This window comes from uncultured Duncaniella sp. (assembly GCF_910577345.1).
Classification (GTDB): Bacteria; Bacteroidota; Bacteroidia; order Bacteroidales; family Muribaculaceae; genus Duncaniella.
On sequence record NZ_CAJTMT010000004.1, the window covers coordinates 131,180 to 152,490 of the forward strand.

The 21,311-nt window shown below is 48.6% G+C and carries 16 protein-coding genes; 8 read left to right on the plus strand and 8 right to left on the minus strand.

All coding sequences use genetic code 11. The annotated features are described in order from the left end of the window. Nucleotides 1-341 precede the first annotated feature (341 nt). Nucleotides 342-1,484, minus strand: coding sequence for an OmpA family protein (locus tag QZ310_RS03355; RefSeq protein ID WP_297070357.1), 1,143 nt, complete (start codon nt 1,482-1,484; stop codon nt 342-344). A gap of 38 nt (nt 1,485-1,522) precedes the next feature. Next, nucleotides 1,523-4,096: a hypothetical protein gene (locus tag QZ310_RS03360; protein ID WP_297070359.1), complete on the minus strand. Its 2,574-nt coding sequence runs from the start codon at nt 4,094-4,096 to the stop codon at nt 1,523-1,525. A gap of 572 nt (nt 4,097-4,668) precedes the next feature. Here QZ310_RS03360 and QZ310_RS03365 point away from each other — a divergent pair. The 8 genes from QZ310_RS03365 to QZ310_RS03400 all read left to right on the plus strand — a co-directional run bounded on the left by QZ310_RS03365 (nt 4,669) and on the right by QZ310_RS03400 (nt 14,889). Further along, complete coding sequence (locus QZ310_RS03365) at nt 4,669-5,478, plus strand: hypothetical protein (RefSeq protein ID WP_297070361.1); 810 nt, start codon at nt 4,669-4,671, stop codon at nt 5,476-5,478. 155 nt (nt 5,479-5,633) lie between these two features. Next, nucleotides 5,634-6,020: a BlaI/MecI/CopY family transcriptional regulator gene (locus tag QZ310_RS03370; RefSeq protein ID WP_297070363.1), complete on the plus strand. Its 387-nt coding sequence runs from the start codon at nt 5,634-5,636 to the stop codon at nt 6,018-6,020. Nucleotides 6,021-6,077: 57 nt separating this feature from the next. After that, the gene (locus QZ310_RS03375; protein WP_297070365.1) at nt 6,078-8,213 is read left to right on the plus strand and encodes a M56 family metallopeptidase; all 2,136 of its coding nucleotides are present in this window, start codon (nt 6,078-6,080) and stop codon (nt 8,211-8,213) included. A gap of 51 nt (nt 8,214-8,264) precedes the next feature. After that, nucleotides 8,265-9,191 carry a GLPGLI family protein gene (locus QZ310_RS03380; protein ID WP_297070366.1) on the plus strand — a complete coding sequence of 309 codons (927 nt, stop codon included), beginning with the start codon at nt 8,265-8,267 and terminating at the stop codon, nt 9,189-9,191. Nucleotides 9,192-9,231: 40 nt separating this feature from the next. After that, a complete protein-coding gene (locus QZ310_RS03385) occupies nt 9,232-11,832 on the plus strand; it encodes a carboxypeptidase regulatory-like domain-containing protein (RefSeq protein WP_297070368.1) in 2,601 nt (866 codons plus the stop codon). Between the two features lie 108 nt (nt 11,833-11,940). Beyond that, nucleotides 11,941-13,200, plus strand: coding sequence for a putative DNA modification/repair radical SAM protein (locus QZ310_RS03390; protein WP_297070370.1), 1,260 nt, complete (start codon nt 11,941-11,943; stop codon nt 13,198-13,200). Beyond that, the gene (locus QZ310_RS03395) at nt 13,197-13,961 is read left to right on the plus strand and encodes a TIGR03915 family putative DNA repair protein (RefSeq protein WP_297070372.1); all 765 of its coding nucleotides are present in this window, start codon (nt 13,197-13,199) and stop codon (nt 13,959-13,961) included. The genes QZ310_RS03390 and QZ310_RS03395 overlap by 4 nt, the downstream gene beginning before the upstream one ends. A 79-nt stretch (nt 13,962-14,040) precedes the next feature. Beyond that, complete coding sequence (locus QZ310_RS03400) at nt 14,041-14,889, plus strand: patatin family protein (protein WP_297070410.1); 849 nt, start codon at nt 14,041-14,043, stop codon at nt 14,887-14,889. Nucleotides 14,890-15,033: 144 nt separating this feature from the next. Here QZ310_RS03400 and QZ310_RS03405 read toward each other — a convergent pair whose 3' ends face one another. From QZ310_RS03405 to QZ310_RS03430, 6 genes are all read right to left on the minus strand, one after another. Continuing rightward, nucleotides 15,034-15,783: a CpsB/CapC family capsule biosynthesis tyrosine phosphatase gene (locus QZ310_RS03405; RefSeq protein WP_297070374.1), complete on the minus strand. Its 750-nt coding sequence runs from the start codon at nt 15,781-15,783 to the stop codon at nt 15,034-15,036. Between the two features lie 15 nt (nt 15,784-15,798). Next, nucleotides 15,799-16,074: a type II toxin-antitoxin system YafQ family toxin gene (locus QZ310_RS03410; RefSeq protein WP_297070377.1), complete on the minus strand. Its 276-nt coding sequence runs from the start codon at nt 16,072-16,074 to the stop codon at nt 15,799-15,801. Then, a complete protein-coding gene (locus QZ310_RS03415) occupies nt 16,071-16,322 on the minus strand; it encodes an Arc family DNA-binding protein (RefSeq protein WP_297070378.1) in 252 nt (83 codons plus the stop codon). The genes QZ310_RS03410 and QZ310_RS03415 overlap by 4 nt, the downstream gene beginning before the upstream one ends. Before the next feature lie 74 nt (nt 16,323-16,396). After that, complete coding sequence (locus QZ310_RS03420; protein WP_297070380.1) at nt 16,397-17,164, minus strand: glycerophosphodiester phosphodiesterase family protein; 768 nt, start codon at nt 17,162-17,164, stop codon at nt 16,397-16,399. A 47-nt stretch (nt 17,165-17,211) separates the two neighbouring features. After that, entirely contained in the window at nt 17,212-18,330 is a 1,119-nt protein-coding gene (gene hemW, locus QZ310_RS03425; RefSeq protein WP_297070382.1) for a radical SAM family heme chaperone HemW, read from the minus strand. Continuing rightward, nucleotides 18,330-21,269, minus strand: a complete 2,940-nt coding sequence (locus QZ310_RS03430; protein WP_297070384.1) for a PD-(D/E)XK nuclease family protein — start codon at nt 21,267-21,269, stop codon at nt 18,330-18,332. The genes hemW and QZ310_RS03430 overlap by 1 nt, the downstream gene beginning before the upstream one ends. Nucleotides 21,270-21,311 lie beyond the last annotated feature (42 nt).

Genomic DNA, 21,311 nt, shown 5'->3' on the forward strand with positions numbered 1-21,311 from the left:
AGCTGTAGTTGCTTGAAAATTTAGTTCTCCTTTGTCGTCAAGTACATATATATAACGTTCAGTCATGTTATTCTGAACACGGTAAAAACCGTCGCCGTTAAGTTGAGCAGATGCTGAGATAGCTAAAATAGCCGCAAGTAAAGCAGTAATGATTTGTTTCATTGGTTGTGTTATGTGGATAGTACTTGTCGAAAAGAAAAATATTATTTATCTTTCAGATTCAGTGAAATATTGTTGCAAAATTACGATAAAAAACTCTAACTATGAAGTATTAAAGTGTTAAAAAAGCGGGGCTTATCACTTGGATAGGCCTCGCTTTTTATAGAGTTGATGTCGAAAACTTATTCGACGATACAAATTGCAACTCGGTTCTGTTCGGGAGTTGCGTATGGCTGGTCTTCAACTTCACCCATGCTCTTTATAAGAATTCTACTGGGTGAAATATCATATTTATTAATGAGTGCATTTGCTACTGCTTCAGCACGTTGGGCTGAGAGATGAAGGTTGATTTTTAGGGTTCCGGTTCCCTTGTCAGCATAACCTGTTACAGTAACATTTGAATTTGGATTTTCCTTCATGTAGCGTGCGACTTCTGCGACTTTTGCCATTTCCTCATTTGTGATATTGAAGGTTGAAATTTTGAAGAATACGTCGCGGGCAAACGGAGCGGTTGCTTCCTTAACGACTTCTTTTACAACAATCTTCTCGACGGGTACTTCGACAATTTTTTCTACAATTTCAGGGCCGCAGCATTTTTTGCGCTTCTGCTTGGTGAAGGTTGTTCCGAAGGCATACTTCACACCAACGAGGCCGTTGAAATACCAGTCGGCATTGTTGGCCTTCTTCGAGTTGTAGCCGTCGGGGAGGACATTGGCCTGGAGTTCGAGACCGAGCTTGAGGTTGTTGGTGATGTTGAAGTCAGCGAATACGCCGAACTGACCAACGAAGCGGGCCTTGCCACCGTTCCAGATGTTGCGGAGAACTTCGGGACGGTCTGCAGCAGGGAGCTCCTCATAGACGCTTGCGCGGAGGGCATTGTTGACTCTGTTGGCTTCCTGATTCTTGAAAGCGAAGTTCGCGCCAACACCGCCGAAGATACCGGCGCTCACAAGACGCTCGGGGTTGTAACCGCCGATGAGGTTTGTGAGGTCTACCATAAGGTCAACGGTAGGAGCAACGTAGTGCCACTTCCAGTCAGAGCGTGCGTCGTCAACTGTGATCGAACCCTTGGAAGTCCAACCGTTGAAGATGAGACGTGCTCCGAGAACGGGGTTGAAGTTGTAACCTACGCCAACCTGAGCGTTGAAGGATGACAGACGGCCGAAGCTTGTTTCGCCCAAGGTCTCCTGCATACCAACCTGACCCTGGACATACCAGTGAGGCTGGAAGACATATTCAGTCTCCTCCTGCGCCGTCTGTGCGTTGGCCGCGAAGGCTGCACAGATGGCGATTGAGGCTGATAGAAATAACTTATTAATTTTCATGTTCTTAGTTTTCTAAATTTTACGCCTTGACGATTCAATTAATTGCGTACAACCTGAACGTAGCACTTAACAGTTGAAGTATGACCGGTGTAGTCAAGAGCCTGATAAGCGATTTCGTATGTGTAAACGCCAGCGGTTGCGCCTTTGACGTCGAGAGCGATACGCTGATTGTCGCCATTGAGAACAGTGGCAAATTTGTTGGCTGCCTTATTCGCAGCAGTTACCAAAGCAGGACAATCATTACCGTTTTGGTCAGTAACCTTAGTGACAGCGATGCATTTCTTGAATACAGGGCAGACGGTCTCAAAGTTGTATGTCGTAGCCCAAATAGTTATAGCTTCACCGTTACCCTTGAACTGCGAAGGTTGTTTGGGATTAGTGCTAAGCATTCCGAGGTTACCGTCGCTCTTGCGGTACAGCATTAAAGACTGGAGATAATGGTTAGGATGAGTAAGCACTTTATTGATACGGTTGGCAACAGCATTGTATTTGTCAATAAGAGTGTTTACCTTATTAAGATAATCTTCATTGATTTGGTCAACAAGAGAATCAAGCTTATCCTGAATGCTACCCATCATGTCGTTCACCTGATTTTCAATATTGGCAATGACCCCGTCAGGACCATTAAATGCGTTATCTACAGCATTTGCTACAGCGGCATTAATCTGGTTTTTGAGGCCGGGCTTGTTTTCGTTGCCAGGAATACCATAAATCCATCTTTCGATAGAGGCTTGAACATTATTGATAACTTCCTGAAGGTCTTTTGTAATATCAACCTGAATGATTTCATACATACCCTCTGTGGTTTCCCAATTGTCAGGAAGAGTGGCTTCGCCCTTGCCATCGTTATCAACATCAACATTGAATTTCTTAGGAATTTTCACAGAAATAATGGTTTGACCGACGGGGTCAATCTCAAAATCATCAAGTTTGAGTTCAATGTCGATGTCAATGTCGCCAATCTTGAACGGTTTGAGTTCGAGATCGACAAGTGATTTGTCAAGTTCAATAGGATTGAAAGTAGGTATATTGGGGAATGACTCGTTTTTAAGAGCAGCAAATGAAAGGGGCTTGAATGCTGTAGCGGCAATACCATAGTTTGAATATACCTTGTTGACATCACCCTTTCCGGCTACTGATTCGTATGTGTAGCGGAGAGCATTTGCATCACAAACATTCTGAAGTTGGTTGTAGATTGCTTTGAGCATGTGTGCCATGTCGGCAGCAGTGTGATTTTTAACTGCGTTTACAAGAGCATCTTTGAGGCCAGCTTCGATATTTACCTTGATGGCATCAAGATTTTCAGGGGCCACGCTTGCTTCCGCACGGTAAAGGCCATTTCCATTGCCAGCGGCACGGGTAGAGTTCACACCGAACTTGATGGATGTGTTGTCATCTTTGATAACCTTAAGATTGACTTTTGAAGTTTCTTCAAGGCTGTTTACAAGGCTGAAGCCATCAAGATTAACAGTGTTTACAGTAGCGGGATTGACTGTGAACCAAAGATTGCCAAGAATAGCCTGTCCTTCTTCATTGAGACTTGCGATAATCTGGTTCTCAGGAATATATGGGGTAGAAACAATCGAGTTCCAATCGATGTCCTGATAGTCATTATAACATTCAGCACCTACACCTGATACCGGGAACTCGCGTACACTGGTTGCAAGATGCCCGTAGTATGACATGAGAACCATCGAGTTGATACCAAACGGTGTGTTGAAAGATCCAAAAACGGGATTGGTAGTTGCTTGAAGAACAAGGCTTGTTACCATACCATTGATTCGGCCGAGGAGTTCGTCTACCTGAGTTTGAAGAGCGGCGATAGCAGCAGAGTTATCTTTGATGTTCTGCATCACTTCTCCGTAATTCCACCAATTGGTTTCTCCTTCAGGAAGTTTGGCATCTGCGAATATGTTTTGATACATGTTGTCGATGCCGGCAAGATCAGTATAGTATTTATTAAGTTCCTTAAGGGCATCTTCGTTAAGAGTGCCGTCGTTTTGTAATTTTACAAGAGCATCGAGAGCGGCTTTATTGCTGATTATATATTGCCCTTGTTTAACGAGTTCCTGAAATTCTGCGGGAGTAAGACCGATTCCGGCAAACCATTTCTCAAGATCAGTAACAGTGGAAAGTAGGCCAGGATTTGTTCCATCTCCATAAATTACTTTTTTGAGTGAGCTGACTTCATCGACAAGACCGCCTTCACCATTTACAGTTGTAAGGAGTGCAAGGATCTCAGCAACCTGCTCAGGTGTGAACTGGTTGAAATCTTTTTCTTCGAGAGCCTTGACTCGTTTCTCAAGCGCATTGAGACTTTCCTGAGTTGCGTATTGACTTGTAAGGTCGGTAATCCAACCTTTGATTTCATTCTCAGTGTAATGGGGTTGACTCTTGATGAGGTTTTCCAAACGTACGATTTCATCTGCGCACTTAGTGGAGCAGTCCGAAAGTTTTTGGTTCAAAGCATCAAGTGCAGCTTGCAGGTTTGCCTGCTGCCCCATGAGCTCAGTACGGAGATCTTCGTCCGTATCCTTGCAAGACGTTAGAGTGCTGAATCCTCCGGCAGTTACGGCCATGAGAAGCAGTCCTGAGATAAACTTTTTCTTCATTTCAGTTTTTAATTTTAGATATATATTGTTTGTTGTAATTTCTCTATGGGTAGATGTATGTCTTTCAGACGTAGGACAGAGATGGTTGTCACCAATAATCAGAAATAATAGTTGATTTAATGTGAGTATTTATTTTTGTGTTGTAAGTAATACTGTCGTCATCATAAACTTGATAATAATGCAAGTACCGCAATGATAAATTTATCAAGTGACAAAGGTAATAATTTTATGACAAAAACTATATATTTTAACAAAAAAAATGTTTCAAGGAATAAATTTTCAGAAATTTAGAGTATTTTGCTATCTTTGTGGCAGGATTAGAATTTGGTTTACATGTTAGATTCAGAATCCAAGATCAAATGAAATGACCAATCGTTTATTCAGTAACAATGATTATCCCTTTTGTAAAATGTCGGCGATTAGTAGTTGCCATGTTTTGTTTTAGTATTGTAACACATGTTTGTGCACAGTTTACGGCTAATATATCACATTCGGATTTGAACACACGACACCAATTGTTCAATAGATTCGAGGTGGGCATTTCTGCCGGGAGTACTGGACTCGGGGTTGATGTGGCAACAAATATTACTGATAATTTTCGCCTCAGAGCTGGAGTGGACTACATGCCGCGTTTCACATTTCCGATGTCATTCAGTCTTCAAAGCTATACGGATGGAGGTGTAAATTCAGAGAATTTTGACAAAATGCAGAAATACATGGAAGGTTTGACGGGTATCAAGGTTGATGATCGCATTGATATTGATGGGAAACCTACAATGACAAGTTTTAAACTCCTTGTAGATGTATATCCTTGGCCTGAAAAAGGGTGGAGATTTACTGCGGGCTTCTATATTGGTTCTCGGAAGATTGCAAAGGCCATTAATACTATGGGAGAAATGCCATCATTGCTTGCGGTGAATATATACAATCACTTCTATGATTATATTATGAGTGATGATGCATACGATAAACCTATTGGTGGTGTTAACTTCGATCCCTTCCTGATAGATGAAATAAGAGAAAAGTTAGAGAGTGAAGGGCGGATGGGTATTCATATCGGTGATTTTAAAGACGGTAGTCCATATATGATGCAGCCGGATTCGGATGGTATGGTTAAAGCTACTGCATTTGTCAACGCTTTTAAACCGTATCTTGGACTTGGCTATACGAGCACGCTTGATAAAAAAGGTAGGTTTAAACTTGATGTAGATTGTGGTATGATGATGTGGGGAGGTTCTCCTACTCTGATAACCCATGATGGGGTGGACTTGACTTCGGAAGTGAAAAACATAAAGGGAAAACCGGGTGATTATGTGGATGTACTGAAAGCTTTTAAAGTATACCCTACTGTTGGAATACGATTTTCATATAGAATTTTTTAACAAGAATTAACTATAAAAACTATCGCAATAGTTGGAATACGTCGCGATTAGTTTTATCTTTGCGGTGTGAAACGTATTTATTATCGTTTCACACCGCAAATTTTTTCAAACAACTATCAACATCATTAATCATAACTTAAATTACATTATCGCTTATGAGACCAGGACGTAAACCTCAGTTGCTTACAGAAAAAGAATTGGTAATCATGCAGATGCTTTGGGAGCGCGGTCCGCTCTTCGTGCGTGAGATGGTCAATATCCATGAGGAACCGAAGCCTCACTTCAACACCCTCTCCACAATCGTTCGCATCCTTGAAGAGAAAGGACATGTGGCTCATGAAGTGTTCGGTCCCACCTACCGTTACTATGCCGTCGCAAAGAAGGAAGACTTCCAGAAGCGTTCGGTGGCCCGTCTCGTGAAGGACTACTTCAACAATTCCTACAAGAACGCAGTTTCAGCTCTCGTTGAGCAGGAGCAGATGTCGGACGACGAGCTCCGCGAGATTATGGATCTTATCGAGCGCAAGAACGCCAAGAAATAATCCGCTCTTCCCCCCGGATATATCCACATTCATTCCTCACCTTTTAAATTCATCTCCATGGGCTCAGTGCTGTCATACTCTCTCTACAGTTCCATTCTCCTCGCCTTGCTTTATCTCACATATAAGTGGATGATGGCAGGGGAGAACCAACACCGTTATAACCGTGCTGCGCTCTGGATAATCTATGCTGTGGCCTTGTTTGCTCTTCCCGTCGGCAACCGGCTCAGCGGCCTGACGGCTTCGGTTCCCGTCCCGATGCCTTTGGCCGAGATTGACATGGCCGATTTGATGGCCGGGATGGATGAGGTGGTGATTGCCGAAGTCCCGCATCAGCCGATATGGCTCACGATACTTCTGTGGGTCTATCTTGGAGGTGTGGTCTTCACAATCGGTCAGACTCTTTGGGTCGGAATGCGCCTCCGCAGGATAATCACACGCGGTGAGGAGGTCGGACGATATGGCAACAAGGTCGTGATTGTGACCGACGATGAAGGGATTGCTCCCTTCAGTTGGTGCAGATATGTGGTGATGAACCGCGCGGACTGGAATGAGAATGGCGACATGATTCTCGTCCATGAACTCCAGCATCTGGGTCTGCGCCATTGGATCGATCTTCTTGTCGCACAGTTTGTGGGTATATTCCAGTGGTATAATCCCGCTGCATGGCTCATGCGCGAGGAGTTGAAGACCGTCCACGAATATCAGGCGGACAGCGCTGTGCTTGCCTCAGGCGTCTGTGCGCGTGACTATCAGATGTTATTAATTAAAAAGGCTGTCGGCGCGAGATTCCCGTCACTTGCCAACAGCCTGAATCACAGTAAACTTAAGAAGCGAATTACTATGATGTACAATCAAAAATCTCCGGCCTCCCGCCGTCTGCGCGGTCTGGCCCTCGTGCCCGCACTCGGCGTGGCGCTTGCAGTAGCTAATCTTGATGCCGTTGCGTCGGTTCTCGCCGACACTTCGGATGCGACCATGATTGAAACTCCGGTTGAAACTCTTCCCGATGTTCCGGTCGAATCTCCCCAACTCGAGGAAATCGTGGTTGTCAGCTACAAAAGTAATGAAAATTCTTCTGATTCGCAAACCGCATCGCCTGCGGCTGAGAGCCGGGAGTCAATGAAGCCCGTGACAGGCTCTGCGGATGCTCTTCTTGCTGATGGCGGTCAAGTCTACAAGAAGGTTGAGAAGATGCCGCAGTATCCCGGCGGTGAGGTTGAGCTTATGAAATATGTGGCTACCAACATCCGCTATCCCGAGGCGGCTGCCAAGGCACAGACCCAGGGTAGGGTGATAGCCCAGTTCGTTGTCCAGAAGGACGGCAGCATCGGTGATGTCAATGTCATCCGTTCGGTAAGTCCCGAATGTGATGCCGAGGCGGAGAGGGTGATAAAGAGCCTTCCGAAATTCACCCCCGGCACTGTCGGTGGAAAGCCTGTCGCTGTCTGGTATACAATCCCCATTACTTTCCGTCTCACTTCCGGCAGTAGCAAGACTGCTGAGGTCACCTCTTCCGCAGCACCCTCCGCTCCGTCTGCTGTCAACGATGCCACTGCGCAGTCAGGTGACCAGGTGTTCTCGGTTGTCGAGGTGAAACCTCAGTTCCCCGGTGGAGAAGCTGCCTTGCTTAAATATGTCGGTGAGCATCTCAATTATCCTAAGGAAGCCTACGAGAAAGGGACTCAGGGTCGTGTGGTCGTGCAGTTCGTTGTTAAGAGCGACGGAGCCATCGGTCAGGTCAAGGTGATTCGCTCTGTCGACCCGCTTCTTGATGCGGAAGCCAAGAGAGTGATCTCCTCTTTGCCGAAATTCACCCCGGGTATGCTCGGCGGTAAACCTGTTTCTGTCTGGTACACCCTCCCTGTCACTTTCAGGATTAAAGGAAACAAGGATGAGGAGCAGAAGGCTGCTCCTGTTGAGAAACCTGCCACGCAGGCTCCTCTCGCTCTCAACGGCAAGGCAAAGAGCGTCATCCAACTCAAGACTGATGACTCAGCCAAAGCCAAAGATGTTGATGTCAAGTCTATGGCGATTTATCTCAACGACCGTAATGTCACCTCCGGGGGTGAGGCTTTTCTCGAACAGATAGATCCCAGCCGGATTGACTCGATTTCTGTGCGCAAGAGTGACCCACGCCCGACCATACATATATATGTAAACAAAGAATATGCTGAGACTATGAGTCGGGTGTGAATTCTTCCCGTCGTAGCGACTTCTGCTATTCGATAATACCTAATCCTTATCATGTTGAAATCTATTTTTCGCGCTTGCATTCTTGCAGGTGCCACCTCTCTGTTGCCATTTTCGGTCGCTGCGCAAGCGTCCGGCGATATTAAAGTTGTCAGCACCGGCAGTAAGCCGATATCTGATGCTAAGTCTCAACCCGCAAAGCCTAAAGGCTACGATCGCCTTGGCAAGGCTGACTATGAGTGCATCTATGCCTACGATGTTGTTGCGACCCGTAAAAATGGCGACAAGGTCAACGAGGAATACGCTACCATTCTCCAGTTCAATCCTTCCGTGGCGAAGTTTACGGATTTGAATGCTTTCAGGGTCGATTCGCTTGAATCAATGTCGGGCGCCGACCTGGAGGCTGTCAAAAAGTTGCAGGATGCCCTCGGAAGGGTGGAATACCTTTTCACCGGAGAGGTGTTTCAGAACTCTCCGGAGGGGAAGACCCGCTATGTCGACATCATCACTCCCAACACGGTTGAGTATGCCGAGGATTTCGCTCCTTTTGACTGGACACTGTCGGAAGACACCCTGACCGTCTGCGACTATCCCTGCATGAAGGCCACTTGCAGCTATGGTGGCCGCGACTGGACGGCATGGTTCACGGAGGAGATTCCCGCCGGCTTCGGTCCGTGGAAATTCGCAGGGCTGCCGGGGTTGATAATGAAGGTCAGTGATTCGGAAGGCATTCACACATTCACTGCCACGGCTTTCCGCAAGGGTAGCGGCGACATCGTGAAGGCGCAGAACAGCCAGCTTCAGTCAACCTCACGCGACAAGTTTGTGAAAGCGAAAAATTATTTCGAGGAGGATCCGATGAAACGTATCCCTGTGGAGTCAATCAAGGATGTAACCGTATTCAAAGGTGGAGCGGTATTGATTAATGGTGTCCGGCTACCCAAGCGTCCGAACGGTTACACTCCCATTGAACTCCAATGACATTCTTAATATTAAGTATAGAATAAATTAAATAGTAGTAATGATTCCAAGGGTATTCATTTTCATGCTGCTTGCCCTCTGCTCCCTTGCGGTGCGGGGGCAAGTCAGCGTGACGGGCAAGGTCCGTGATGCTGCCGGAAAGGATGCTCTTGCAGGAGCTGTCGTAAGGGTATATTCGGGTGGTAAGCTCAAGGCGTATGCTTCTGTGGGGTCCGATGGTGACTATCGTCTCAAGGTTCCCGCGCTCGCAGTGGATTCTCTTGATGTGACGGTGCAGTGTATCGGTTTCTCTACGGTTAAAAGGAGGATAGCCAACCGTTCGGCCGTTGTTGATTTCCGTCTGCCTGCCGCCTCGACCGAGTTGCGTGAGGTCAGTGTGAGTGTGCCCCGTATCAATATCCTTGGTGATACGCTCGTCTATAATCTTGCATCCTATCTTGGCAAAAGTGATGTCACTCTGGAGGACGGTTTGAAGAAACTTCCCGGCATAGAGGTTGCGAGAAGCGGGAAAATCAGTTATCAGGGAAAGGGCATAAGCAACTTCTACATCGAAGGGATGGATATGCTTGGCGGTCGCTACAATATGGCCACACGGAATCTTCCCGCGGATTATGTGACCGATGTGCAGGTGCTCAACAATCACCATGACGCGAAAATCGACAAGGGCGCGCAGACCGACGACGTCGCTCTAAACATCAAACTGAAATCAAAGGTTAAGTTCAAGCCTGTCGGTTCGTCCGATGCGCTCGTCGGCTACGGCGGAAAGTGGCTCTATCGTCTGGGGGCAACCGGGATGATGTTTACCCCGAAGTTTCAGACAATGCTGTCGGTCAAGGCAGGTAATTTCGATGAGTTTGCAATGGGTGACCTCCGCAGCCATATAAGTGTCTATAGATATTCTGCCAAAAAGGATGGACTTGCTTCCTCAGCTCTTGGAAACCTCGGAGGGAGCACTCCGCCGTTGAAATCCGGTCGCTATATCTCGCCGGAGGACCGCAGTGTCAGCCTTAATTTCATGAACAAACTGAGCGATGAGAGTTCGCTGAAAGTCAACGCCTCGTATGCCTACACCTCGACTGAGTATGCCTACACCCAGACAACGGAATACTATTCCGGAACGGCCAATCCCATAGTCATCCGTGAGCGCAACACTCCTTTCAGTCATGTCCACAATCCGACTCTCGACCTCACCTACACAAGCAACCGCGACGACTCCTATCTGTCCAACAGCTTTTCAGCCTCCGGACAGTTTCAGACCAACGATTTCAACACTCTCAGCGATGCGCTTGACCTCAGGCAGCACCGCAGTCTCCGGGTGTTCAATCTCAATGACCGTTTCTCATGGCGGCAGCGCATCGGTGAGCGGATATGGAATCTTTCGGCTGAGGCTTCATGCAATATCTCTCCGGTGACCGACCTTCGGGTGACGGATTCCAATTCTCCGGATGAATCAGCCCTGCAGACTCTTTCCGGACGGACATTGAGGGGAGCGTTGGGAGGAAGCACTGTCTGGCTTCTCAGAGGCTGGAGACTGACCCTTCCGCTGTCGGTTGATTTCACGTCCGATGAGGTTGAAAGTTTACTTGATGCTATGGATAGCCGGAATGATGTCCACGGCAAACGTCTTAACATTGATGTCGCTCCGGGATTTGAATATACCGCTCCGGGGCGCAGGTTTGAGTTGTCGGGCAATATTGGGTTGCGGGCCCTGTTTTTCCACGCCCGCAACCGGGGAACAGGTGAGCGTATCAGTCATGACCGACCCTACGTCAGTCCGTCTGTAAGATTCAAATATAATTTCACTCCCAATGTGAGTGCATTGGTCCGTGAGGGCTATTCTCATTCGATAGGCGACGTGCTTGACCTGATGACAGCTCCGATAATGACCTCATGGCGTAGTCGTCGCGCGGCATCCGGCATACTTGCGCGTAACCGTACCTTCACATCGTCGCTTGGCATCGATTTCAAGAAACCGTTTGAGTTCTGGTTTGCGAATGCCGACATTTCCTATTCCCGCACACACCGCAATGTGCTTGGTTCGCAATATGTCACCGATTCTCAGGTGACAGTCGGTGGACTTGCCAACGACAACAGTTCTCAATCAATGACGGCGATGGCTTCTGTGACGAAGCAGTGGCCCGATTTCGGTGGAAAATTCACCATTGGCGGTTCCTACTCCTGGTCGCGGAGCGAGATGATGCAGCAGGATCGCATCATTCCATATTTCGGCCGGTCATTCTCACTGAACCCACGTTTCAATCTTGCACCGTGGCGATGGGTGGAGTTGAATTGGAAAGGCTCGTTCACCAAAACATTCAGCCGTTATCTCGGAGTGCATGATTCATTCGACATGATGTCAAATGATTTCCGCCTTTCATTCTATCCGGGTAGCGGAATTGACCTCTTCGGTGAAGCGGAGATTGTGCGCAAGCAGTTGTCTGATAAATCACGCAAGAACATCTCGCTTTTTGACCTTGGCATCAGCTATAAGATTGGTAAGGTCAAGCTGACTCTTCGTGCAGACAATATACTTGACACCCGTACATATTACTATTCGCTCTACAGCGGTCTCGACACATATACCTACACCTACTCTCTGCGTCCGCGCACCGTCAGCCTTTCAGTGAAGTTTACAAAGTAAGTGTATAAATCGCACAGATGTATTTTAAGGGTGTTTAATCCTTGTGAAACACTTTTTAACTTGCCTGTGCGGCATTCCGGCACCGTGGTGTTGTAACTTTGCACTATCATGACGGAAGCAACGCTCGAAAAATTGAAGATATTGGCTGAGGCTGCCAAGTATGACGTATCATGTTCGTCAAGCGGCACTGTCCGCCGTAATGCCGGAAAAGGGGTCGGCAATACGGTGGGAGGAGTTGGTATCTGCCACAGTTTCGCTGCCGACGGACGGTGTATTGCCTTGTTGAAGGTGATGCTGACGAACTATTGTATGTATGACTGCGCCTATTGCATCAACCGCCGGTCGAATGATATTCCGCGTGCGACTTTGTCGGTTTCCGAGGTTGTCGACATCACCATGGAGTTCTACCGACGGAACTATATCGAGGGGTTGTTTCTTAGTTCGGGAGTGGTAAGGAATCCTGACTACACGATGGAGCGGCTTGCCCGCATTGCCAAGGATCTGCGGGAAGTGCATCGTTTCAATGGCTACATCCATTTGAAAAGTATTCCCGGTGCGTCGCGAGAGCTGGTCGATGAGGCCGGACGTTATGCCGACCGCATGAGTGTCAACATTGAGATTCCGCGTGAGCAGTCGTTGAAGTTTCTTGCTCCTGAGAAGGACCACAAGAGCGTCTATGAGCCCATGTCGTATATCCGGCAGGGTGTCTTGCAATGTGAGGAGGACAAGAAACGTATGCGCCATGTCCCGCGTTTTGTTCCCGCCGGACAGAGTACGCAGATGATTGTCGGTGCGTCGCCTGACACCGACCGCGACATACTCCTGACTTCGTCGGCTCTCTACGGGATGCCGACCATGCGTCGTGTCTATTATTCGGGCTATGTCTCCGTCAATGCCTACGACAATCGTCTGCCTGAGCTCAAGCAACCTCCGCTTGTCCGTGAAAACCGTCTTTATCAGGCCGATTGGCTGATGCGTTTCTATAAATTCAAGGCTGAGGAGATTACGGATGAATCAAATCCGAATCTCGACCTTGAGGTGGATCCCAAGCTCGGGTGGGCCTTGCGGCATCCCGAGGCTTTCCCGGTTGATATTAACCGTGCGCCTTACGAGATGATTCTTCGTGTCCCGGGTATCGGCGTGAAATCCGCGACACTGATTGTCAATGCCCGTCGCTACCGCCATCTTAATTCGTCGCATCTGTCGAAAATCGGGGTGGCGATGAAGCGTGCGAAATATTTCATTACCTGTGGCGAGCTTACGGTTGCCTCCATTGCTGACACATCGCCGGAATATGTCAGACGTATCCTTACAGAGCGCCGGACAAAGCGCGACAATCCTCTTCAACTTTCATTTGATTTCACATGATTATTTATCGTTTCGACGGAAGTTTCGACGGATTGCTGACAGCGGTCTTTGATTCATTCGCGCGCAAGGAGTCCCCGGATATGCTTCTTGCTCCTGATGGAGCATTGCCCTTGTTCTACGATGTTCTCCATTCAGTGGAAACCGATGAGGTGAAAGCCCGTCGTGTCTGGACTAAACTTGGCAAATCTGTATCTGCGGGTGCGAGGACAGCTCTGACCGCCGCATTTCTTACAGACAATCCGGATTTTCCATTGTTGGCCCTGCGTTTCATCAGCCGTGCGGTTGTAAGCACTCCGTCGATTGAAAATGATTTTTCCGACCCGGCTGTGCTTGCTTTGGTGAAAGAGGCGCGGAGAGTGCGCGGTGAGGCTCATCGGCTTTTGCAGTTCGTGAGATTTCAGAAAGCTGTCGACGGGACATATTTTTCAATGGTCGAGCCGATTTTCGATGTGCTACCGTTCGCTATAAAGCATTTTGCCGACCGTTTCTCCGACCAGCCGTTCATTATCTATGACCGGCTGCGTGACTATGGCTATCACCATGATGGTGATGAGGTCAGGCGTATCACTCTGAAGTCTGACGGCTACTATCTTTCCACCGGACGGCTTTCAGAGGAGATGATGGACCCCGACGAACCGCTATATCAGGAACTGTGGCGCAGTTATGTCAAACATATCGCCATTGCCGAACGCACGAATCCGCGCAAACAGCGGGCCGATATGCCTGTCAGGTATTGGAAATATCTCACGGAAATGCAGTGAGCTTCCGCAAAAATCCGTATCTTTACGCTGTTTATTAAACACTCTACTAAACATACCCATTATAGATTGAAGAATGAACGTGCGGACAGGACTTGTACTTGAAGGCGGAGCCATGCGCGGGCTTTTCACAGCCGGTGTCATTGACGTTATGATGGAAAACGGCATAGATTTCGACGGACTTGTCGGCGTCTCCGCCGGTTCGAGTTTCGGTTGCAATTTCAAATCCCGTCAGCCCGGACGAGCGCTCCGCTACAATCTCCGTTTCTGTAAGGATCCGCGCTACATGGGGCTTCGCTCACTCCTGTCGACCGGTGATTTGGTCGGCGCGGAGTTTGCTTATCATACCCTTCCTCTTGAACTTGACATTTTCGACTGTGCGACGTTTGAGAAGAATCCGATTGAGTTTCATCTTGTCTGCACGGATGTCAACAGCGGAGAGCCTGTCTACTACCGTATGGACAAGGTTGACTATGATTCTCTCGAATGGCTTCGTGCTTCGGCTTCGATGCCGATAGTGACGCGTCCGGTGCGTGTGGCCGACGGACATCTGCTTCTCGACGGTGGTATCAGCGATTCCATCCCCTTGGAATACTTTCAGCATCAAGGTTTCGGGCGCAATGTGGTTGTGCTTACGCAACCGATTGACTACCGTAAACGTCCCGCCTCAAAATGGCTGTTTAAACTGTTCATGCGCCGCTATCCCAAAATAGCTGAAGCAATGGCTCGTCGTCATGAGATGTATAATGCACAGTTGGATTTCGTGCATTCACAGGCCCGTCAGGGGACGGCTTTTGTGATTGCTCCATCGCAGCCTCTTCCAATCGGTCGCGTCGAGATGAACCCTGAGAAAATGAAGTCGGTCTATGCTATGGGCCGACAGGCCTGTCTCGACATTCTACCGGAACTACGGAAGTTTATGAACAATTGAAAACAGCATTGTCGCAATTTCCACTTCCTTCATGCGTGTCCTATAAATTCCCTGCGTATTAAAGATGTATTCTATGAAATACAAAAGTCCTGATAGATTCGGTATCTGTCAGGACTTTTGTGATGATATAATATCAGAATATTCTCAGATGAAGACTTTGTCGTTAAGCAATCTGCCTTCAAGAGCTTCGAAGTGGCGACGTGCATCTTTTGTTGTCAAATATTCGTCGATTGCATCTGCATGACGGAAGTTATGGAGGTCAGTGCCGAGGAAATCCACGAAGCCTTTTTCAATGAGTTTTTCGGCTGTGCGTTTCTCTTTTTTAGAATATGCTCCTGCGAGTGAAAGCACATTGATTTGAAAGAGTGTGCCGGCGCGGTGAAGCTGCTCATAGCGCTCCGGATGTTCCTCGAAATAATAGTAGTAACGTTCGGGATGGGCCAAGACCGGATGATACCCTTGGATTTTTAAATCAAACAGGAATTGGTCGAGTTGCCACGGTTCCTGCAGGAAGGAGTTCTCAACAAGGATATATTTGTTCGGGAAAGTGGTAATCTGCCCTTTGGCCAATTCCGAACGGAAGAAGTCGTCGATTCGGTTTTCAGATGCACGGGTCAGATCAATGTCCGGACTCGTTTTTGCCAGTGCGTCCTGAAGTTCCTGAAGTGCTGGATCAAGCACGTCGGGAGTGTTCGGGAATGTGGATTCGGTGATGTGTGGGGTGGCGATGATACGCTCGATGCCCCAGTTCCGCATACGTTTCACAAGTTCAACCGATGTGTCGACATCGGGCGATCCGTCATCCACCCCCGGCAGGATGTGGCAGTGTATGTCGGTCTTATATGGAAATTTGATAGGTTCGCTCTTTTTTGAAAGAAAACTGAATAGTGCCATAATTGGGAGGAATATTTATTTTTTGAACAGCTCCGAGTGGGAACCAAGTCTGAATAGTGCGATAGTGTTTGATTCCTCATCATACCATATTAATAGGAAATCCCCTTCGATGTGACATTCCAGACATCCTTTGTATTCTCCGGATAGTTGGTGTTGTTTGTATTTTTCGGGTAAGGGAATCTCATTTTTTAGCATGTCAAGGACATCCTTGAGTTCTCGTAGCTGTTTAGGTTTGTTCAAGAATTTTTTCAAGTCTTTCTTGAATTGTCGTGTAAAGCGGAGTTCTTTCATAAACCGATGGACTTGATCATGGCCTCTACGCTTGACGTATCGATCGGTCCTTCAAGCATTCCTGATTTTGCTTCATTCAGGGATGCTATTGTTTCTTCATTCGGTTCATGATACACGGCATCAAGAAGAAGTCCCTCTACATAATTATTGAGACTTCTGCGATCTTCCTTGGCAAGCTCTTTAAGTTTGTCGAGTAAATATACCGGCAGTCTGAATACATGGGCCTTCTTTTCCAATACTACTTCCATTGTGATATCATTTTTATTACAAAGTTAGTCATTTTAGTATCACAAACAAATACCGGGAGGTGAAAGTTTGAAATTTATTTCAGATAGTCCGTGACGATATAGTCCACTCCCATATCCTTCAGCCGCTTAAAGTCATCCGTAGTATTTACTGTCCAGACGTTGACCTTCACTCCGGCATCATGGTATCTCCGGATGCAGTCGGCATCGACGAGGTCGGCACGGATCTGCACGTCAAGTTTTTTCGCGCACGACCAGTCGAAACGCTCCTGCCATTTTGCATCGGCCTGGAATTGCAGTTGCATGTCGGGATGTTTGGTCATCAGATAGTCGATATAGTCGGGCTCGGAGGTGAGGATTACGCACTTTCCTTCAAGTCCCTTGCTCTTGACGAGTTCGGCGAGTGGGGTGAGGAAACCGCAGTTCTTCGTGTCTTTTGACAGTGTTTTGAGATGGAGAAGAGGTGCCACACCGTTGTCCTTGCAGATGTCAAGAAATTCACTGACTGTGCATATTGTCGAGCCTGTATAGGTAGCGCTGTCGCGTTGCTGAGTATAGACCTCGCTGCGCAAATCCGCCAAGGTCGAGTTTGCCACTTTTAATTTGCCGCCGAGGCGGTCGGTCTTGCCATCGTGTGAGGTGACAAACACCGAATCAGCCGTAAGACGTACATGGGCTTCCATCATTTCATAGCCTCTGCGTGCGCCTTCACGGTAGGCTTCCGCACTGTTTTCAACTGCAAATCCGCATCCGCGCCTACCGATAAGCGTCGGTTCTGAGGCATGGAGCAATACAGTGAATAGGGATGTGAGGGCAATTGTCGAGAATATACGTTTTGCAATCATGATATGAGATGTTATAAGATGGATGTGTATGATAGTGTGAAAGTTGTTTATACTCTTATCAGTTCGAGAAGTATGGCATTTGATGTCAGCCAATGTCGTTCCGGAATTGCGTATGTATCCGTTTCTTGTCGGTATTCGAGCAACCCTTTTTCAAGCAGAGGCAATGTCTGGGCAGTGAATGTCCGGGTGATTTCATCACCGAACAGTTTTTGCATCTCAGCCACATCTACACCTTTGGCTGTGCGCAGGCGCGTAATCAGCATATCGTTGAAGCGGTTGTCGGTATCCTCTTCCTCGACGATTGCCGTTCCGCTCCCGTTGTGTGCGATGTAATCTTTCAGGTTCGAAGGGTTGAACCATCTTTTCTCACCGTCCCATGAGTGGGCACCCGGTCCGAGGCCTATGTACGGTGAGCCGTCCCAATATGATGAATTATGGATTGCTTCGCGACCCGGAAGTGCGAAGTTTGAAATTTCATAGTGGCCGTATCCTGCGGCTGAGGTGGCCTGACAGAGATGTGTGTACATGGCCTCGACCAGTTCCTCATCAGCCTCAGTGATTTTACCCCGTTCAAGCATCGCGCTGAGACGTGTGCCCGGTTCGTAGGAGAGCAGATAGGCTGACAGATGCTCGGGCCGTAGCGATATGAGAGTGGAGAGTGAACGTTTCCATGAATCCATATCTTGTCCGGGGAGTCCGTAGATGAGGTCGCAGCTTATATTGTCGATTCCTCCTGACCGCAGTGTCTCAACAGCCTCGATGGCGCGGCGGCTGTCATGGCGTCGGCCGATGATTTTCAACTCATCGTCAGAAAAAGATTGTATGCCCATGCTGACCCGCCGGAAAGGCGTATCATTTATGATGAAACGCACCCATTCCTCGGTCACATCTTCCGGATTGGCTTCGATGGTAGCTTCGCGCAAGACCCCTGCATCAAGTGGAAGCGCGTCAAGCAAACGTTTCAGCAACGGAAGCGGAAGCGACGATGGCGTTCCTCCCCCAAGATAGAGAGTGTCAATCACATCGTTCAGGTTTTCCGACCGTTCTTTCCATTCGTTGATGGCCGCGTCAATGAAAGCATCCATCCATTCGCGCTTGGGTGTGGAATAGAAGTCGCAGTAGGCACATTTCGAGTGGCAGAAAGGGATGTGGATATAAAGTTTCATCAGTGTTTACGGCAGATGGGTTTGAATCCGCAGAATTTGCAGGCGGAATCATCGACAGCTTGGGTGAACGGTACGTTCGGGTCAAACATCTCCCCGACGGTAGCTCTGAAGCGCTCCATGAAGAGGTGGTTGATGACACGGTAGTCGGTGAAGTCTTCCTTTTGGTATGAAAGCGGACGCAGTCCGGTGGTTGAAAGGGTCTTGAAGGAATATATCTGGGGCATTATGGCTCCGTCATATTTGATTTTGCCTGCGTATGCGTTGCAGTAGAACATCAGCTGTAGGATGGCTTTCCTTCGGTGGTCGGTTTCAGGATTGAAGAGGTCGTCCATATCGCTGAAATCGGTCTTGTCTGACCCCGTTTTGTAGTCGACGATTCTGAGCAATCCGAGTCCTTCGCCATAGCGTCCTCCGGGATACACTCTGTCAATTCTGTCAATGAACTGGAGGATGTTGACTGTCAGATTGTCGGAAATCTTCATCGTACCCTCTACCTTGTGTTCGCCGTCGATGAAATCAAAGGGGGCAATCTCTTTCTCGCGCCGGAACATGAGGATGAGGAAATGTTTCATCACTTTCCCGAGGACGAGGCTTTCGCCAACGAGTGGGGTCCTGTCCCCTTCGGGCATTCGGTTGTATTTCTCATTGATAAGTTCAGTGATGATTCCGTCCATGCGCACTTCGTCGCGGATGAAACTGTCGAGTATTTCTTCCGTGATTTTTACCTCGTCGCGGTCGCCCCGCAGTTCCTTGTAGAGCCGTTCGGCCACTTCGTGCAGGATGCTTCCGTATGTGCCGGAGTCCATGTAGTCCATCACGTCTTCATCAAGGTCAAGACGGCAGATGCGCTTGAGGTAGAATGACAGCGGACAGTTGATATAGTCGTTGATGGCGGTTGCCGATAGTGTGCGGCGTCCCGGAGGCGTGAATTCACGCAGTTTCTCCATGATTTCCGGAGATTTTTCAACCACGATTGCTTCCTCTTCCGTAGGATGGGTGGTGAAGGAGGCAAGGTCGTGCTCGATGCGGCATTCGGGAAAGAGATAGAGAAGTTGCGCGATATAGCGGGAGATTTCGCTGTTTTTTCCGCTCAGGGTGCGGGCGTCGTAGCAGAGTCTGACTTTTGATGCGCGCGAGATGAGGCGGTAGAACGAATAGGCGAAGATTGACTCCTGGAGTTCTGTGGTTGCCATGCCGTAGCTGCGGCGCAGTGTGTCGGGGATGAACGAGCGGGTGTATTGTTTGTGAGGGAACACATGCTCGTTCATCGAGAGCATGATGAGCTTGTCAAAGTCGAGCGCACGGGTTTCAAGCACGCCCATCACTTGCAATCCGGCGAGCGGTTCACCGGTGAAACGGACGCTGACCGACGATATGGTGCGTTGGAGAAGTTCGATGAAGGTCTTGTCGCGCATCGTGATGCTCCATCTTGCACAGGCGGCGCGGAGGTTTTCGAGTTCGACAAGATATGTGTCGAGGAAGTAGTTCTCGATTTTTAGCTCCTTGCGTGTGGCGGTGAAAGCGCGCAACCCTTCGATGAGGTCGAAGAAGTAGGTGTGGACCTCCTCCACTTCGTTCGTGTCACGGACGGGGGTGAAGATGAAGGCGAGGGCAGGGGAGGTCTCGGCTATTTTCGATGCGGGTACCATGTAAAGTCGCCGGTCGAGCATCAGGCGCAGCAGTGCGTTGCACCCTTCGGGGTCCATAGCCTGAAGGAGCGGATGGGTCAGGACTGCGCGCAGGTCTTCGTAGAAATAGCTCCACTCGTTGCGTGAACGTGAGGCCCGCAGGTGCATACTGACTATCGCTGACATCAGCGATGAGATGGATGTGCTTTTCAGCGGGAAACCCATGGTCACGTTGAGTGCGGTGATCTCTGCCGGTACAGCATGAATCATGGGAATGAAGAGCGATTCATCAGGGAGGACTACTGCTGTGTCGATGGCGTTTGCAGGATTGCTTATCGAACCGTCGGAAATCCATTCCGAAAGTTGAAGTCCCGCAGCCTTGGTCTGACCGAATGCGGTCGGGACTCCCGTGATGTGTATTTCCGGGAAACTTGGTTTTTCGGGGTAAAGTTCGTTCAAGTCGTAGCGGGAGGGGAAACAGTCGACATTGCGCCTCATGAAAAATGCGGCACGGTTTCCTTCGTCGCGGAACGACGGTGAGGCCATGTCCCAATAGAAATCAGCGGCTCCACGTGCCTGCAGTTTCTCGAAAATCTTGATTTCGGCGAGGGTGAGCACGTTGAATCCAACGAAGATATATCGTTTGTAGGGGAGTTTTGTCCCTGCTGCTTTGCTGAGATAGTTGACGGCGTTGCGGGCAAACATGCCTCGGGTTGCCATTCCGTTGTCGAGCAGACGTTTGTTGAACCGTTCGAACAGTGTGTCGAGCACCTCCCAAAGTTTCAGGAATTTGTTTTCGAGAGAGGTCGGGGCCTCCTCATGCAGATGGTTCCAGAATTGGTCGGGACTTGTGTGGACGAAGCGTTCTCCCCAGTAGCGGTTGATGATTTCCACCTGTTCCTCGGTCAGATAGTTTGAACTGACTTCGCGGAAACGCTTGAGGTTGACGAATAGCTTGTGGGGGTCGACAAGATAGAGATTTACGTCATTGAAGTCGTTGAGCAGCATCTCACCCCAGAAAATGAACTGGTCGAAATCAACCACGTCGTCGCTCAGTTCGCGGTATTCGTTGTAGAGGATGAAGAGTTGGTCGAGACGCGGGGCTTCCGTAAGGGCTGAGAAACGGTTCGTCACTTCGGCGATTGTCCCGATTTCCGGCATGATGAACGGTTGTCCCTGTGCCTCAAGAGAGAGGTAGTGACGGAAGAACACACCGCTGCGCTTGTTGGGGAATACGAAGCAATAGTCGGCGAGTTGCGGAAGTTCGTTGTGGATATAGGCTGATGCTACCTGTTGGAGAAAAGGGGTCATATATTTGTTGCCGATAGTGTTGCCCGTTTCCGGGGTGTGGTT

Bases quoted from the DNA above. Each gene is read 5' to 3' on its own strand.
- QZ310_RS03390 (WP_297070370.1), top strand. From the start codon at position 11,941: ATGACGGAAGCAACGCTCGAAAAATTGAAGATATTGGCTGAGGCTGCC.
- hemW (WP_297070382.1), bottom strand. From the start codon at position 18,330: ATGAAACTTTATATCCACATCCCTTTCTGCCACTCGAAATGTGCCTAC.
- QZ310_RS03415 (WP_297070378.1), bottom strand. From the start codon at position 16,322: ATGGAAGTAGTATTGGAAAAGAAGGCCCATGTATTCAGACTGCCGGTA.
- QZ310_RS03395 (WP_297070372.1), top strand. From the start codon at position 13,197: ATGATTATTTATCGTTTCGACGGAAGTTTCGACGGATTGCTGACAGCG.
- QZ310_RS03430 (WP_297070384.1), bottom strand. From the start codon at position 21,269: ATGACCCCTTTTCTCCAACAGGTAGCATCAGCCTATATCCACAACGAA.
- QZ310_RS03380 (WP_297070366.1), top strand. From the start codon at position 8,265: ATGTTGAAATCTATTTTTCGCGCTTGCATTCTTGCAGGTGCCACCTCT.
- QZ310_RS03375 (WP_297070365.1), top strand. From the start codon at position 6,078: ATGGGCTCAGTGCTGTCATACTCTCTCTACAGTTCCATTCTCCTCGCC.
- QZ310_RS03410 (WP_297070377.1), bottom strand. From the start codon at position 16,074: ATGAAAGAACTCCGCTTTACACGACAATTCAAGAAAGACTTGAAAAAA.
- QZ310_RS03405 (WP_297070374.1), bottom strand. From the start codon at position 15,783: ATGGCACTATTCAGTTTTCTTTCAAAAAAGAGCGAACCTATCAAATTT.
- QZ310_RS03385 (WP_297070368.1), top strand. From the start codon at position 9,232: ATGATTCCAAGGGTATTCATTTTCATGCTGCTTGCCCTCTGCTCCCTT.
- QZ310_RS03355 (WP_297070357.1), bottom strand. From the start codon at position 1,484: ATGAAAATTAATAAGTTATTTCTATCAGCCTCAATCGCCATCTGTGCA.
- QZ310_RS03420 (WP_297070380.1), bottom strand. From the start codon at position 17,164: ATGATTGCAAAACGTATATTCTCGACAATTGCCCTCACATCCCTATTC.
- QZ310_RS03360 (WP_297070359.1), bottom strand. From the start codon at position 4,096: ATGAAGAAAAAGTTTATCTCAGGACTGCTTCTCATGGCCGTAACTGCC.
- QZ310_RS03370 (WP_297070363.1), top strand. From the start codon at position 5,634: ATGAGACCAGGACGTAAACCTCAGTTGCTTACAGAAAAAGAATTGGTA.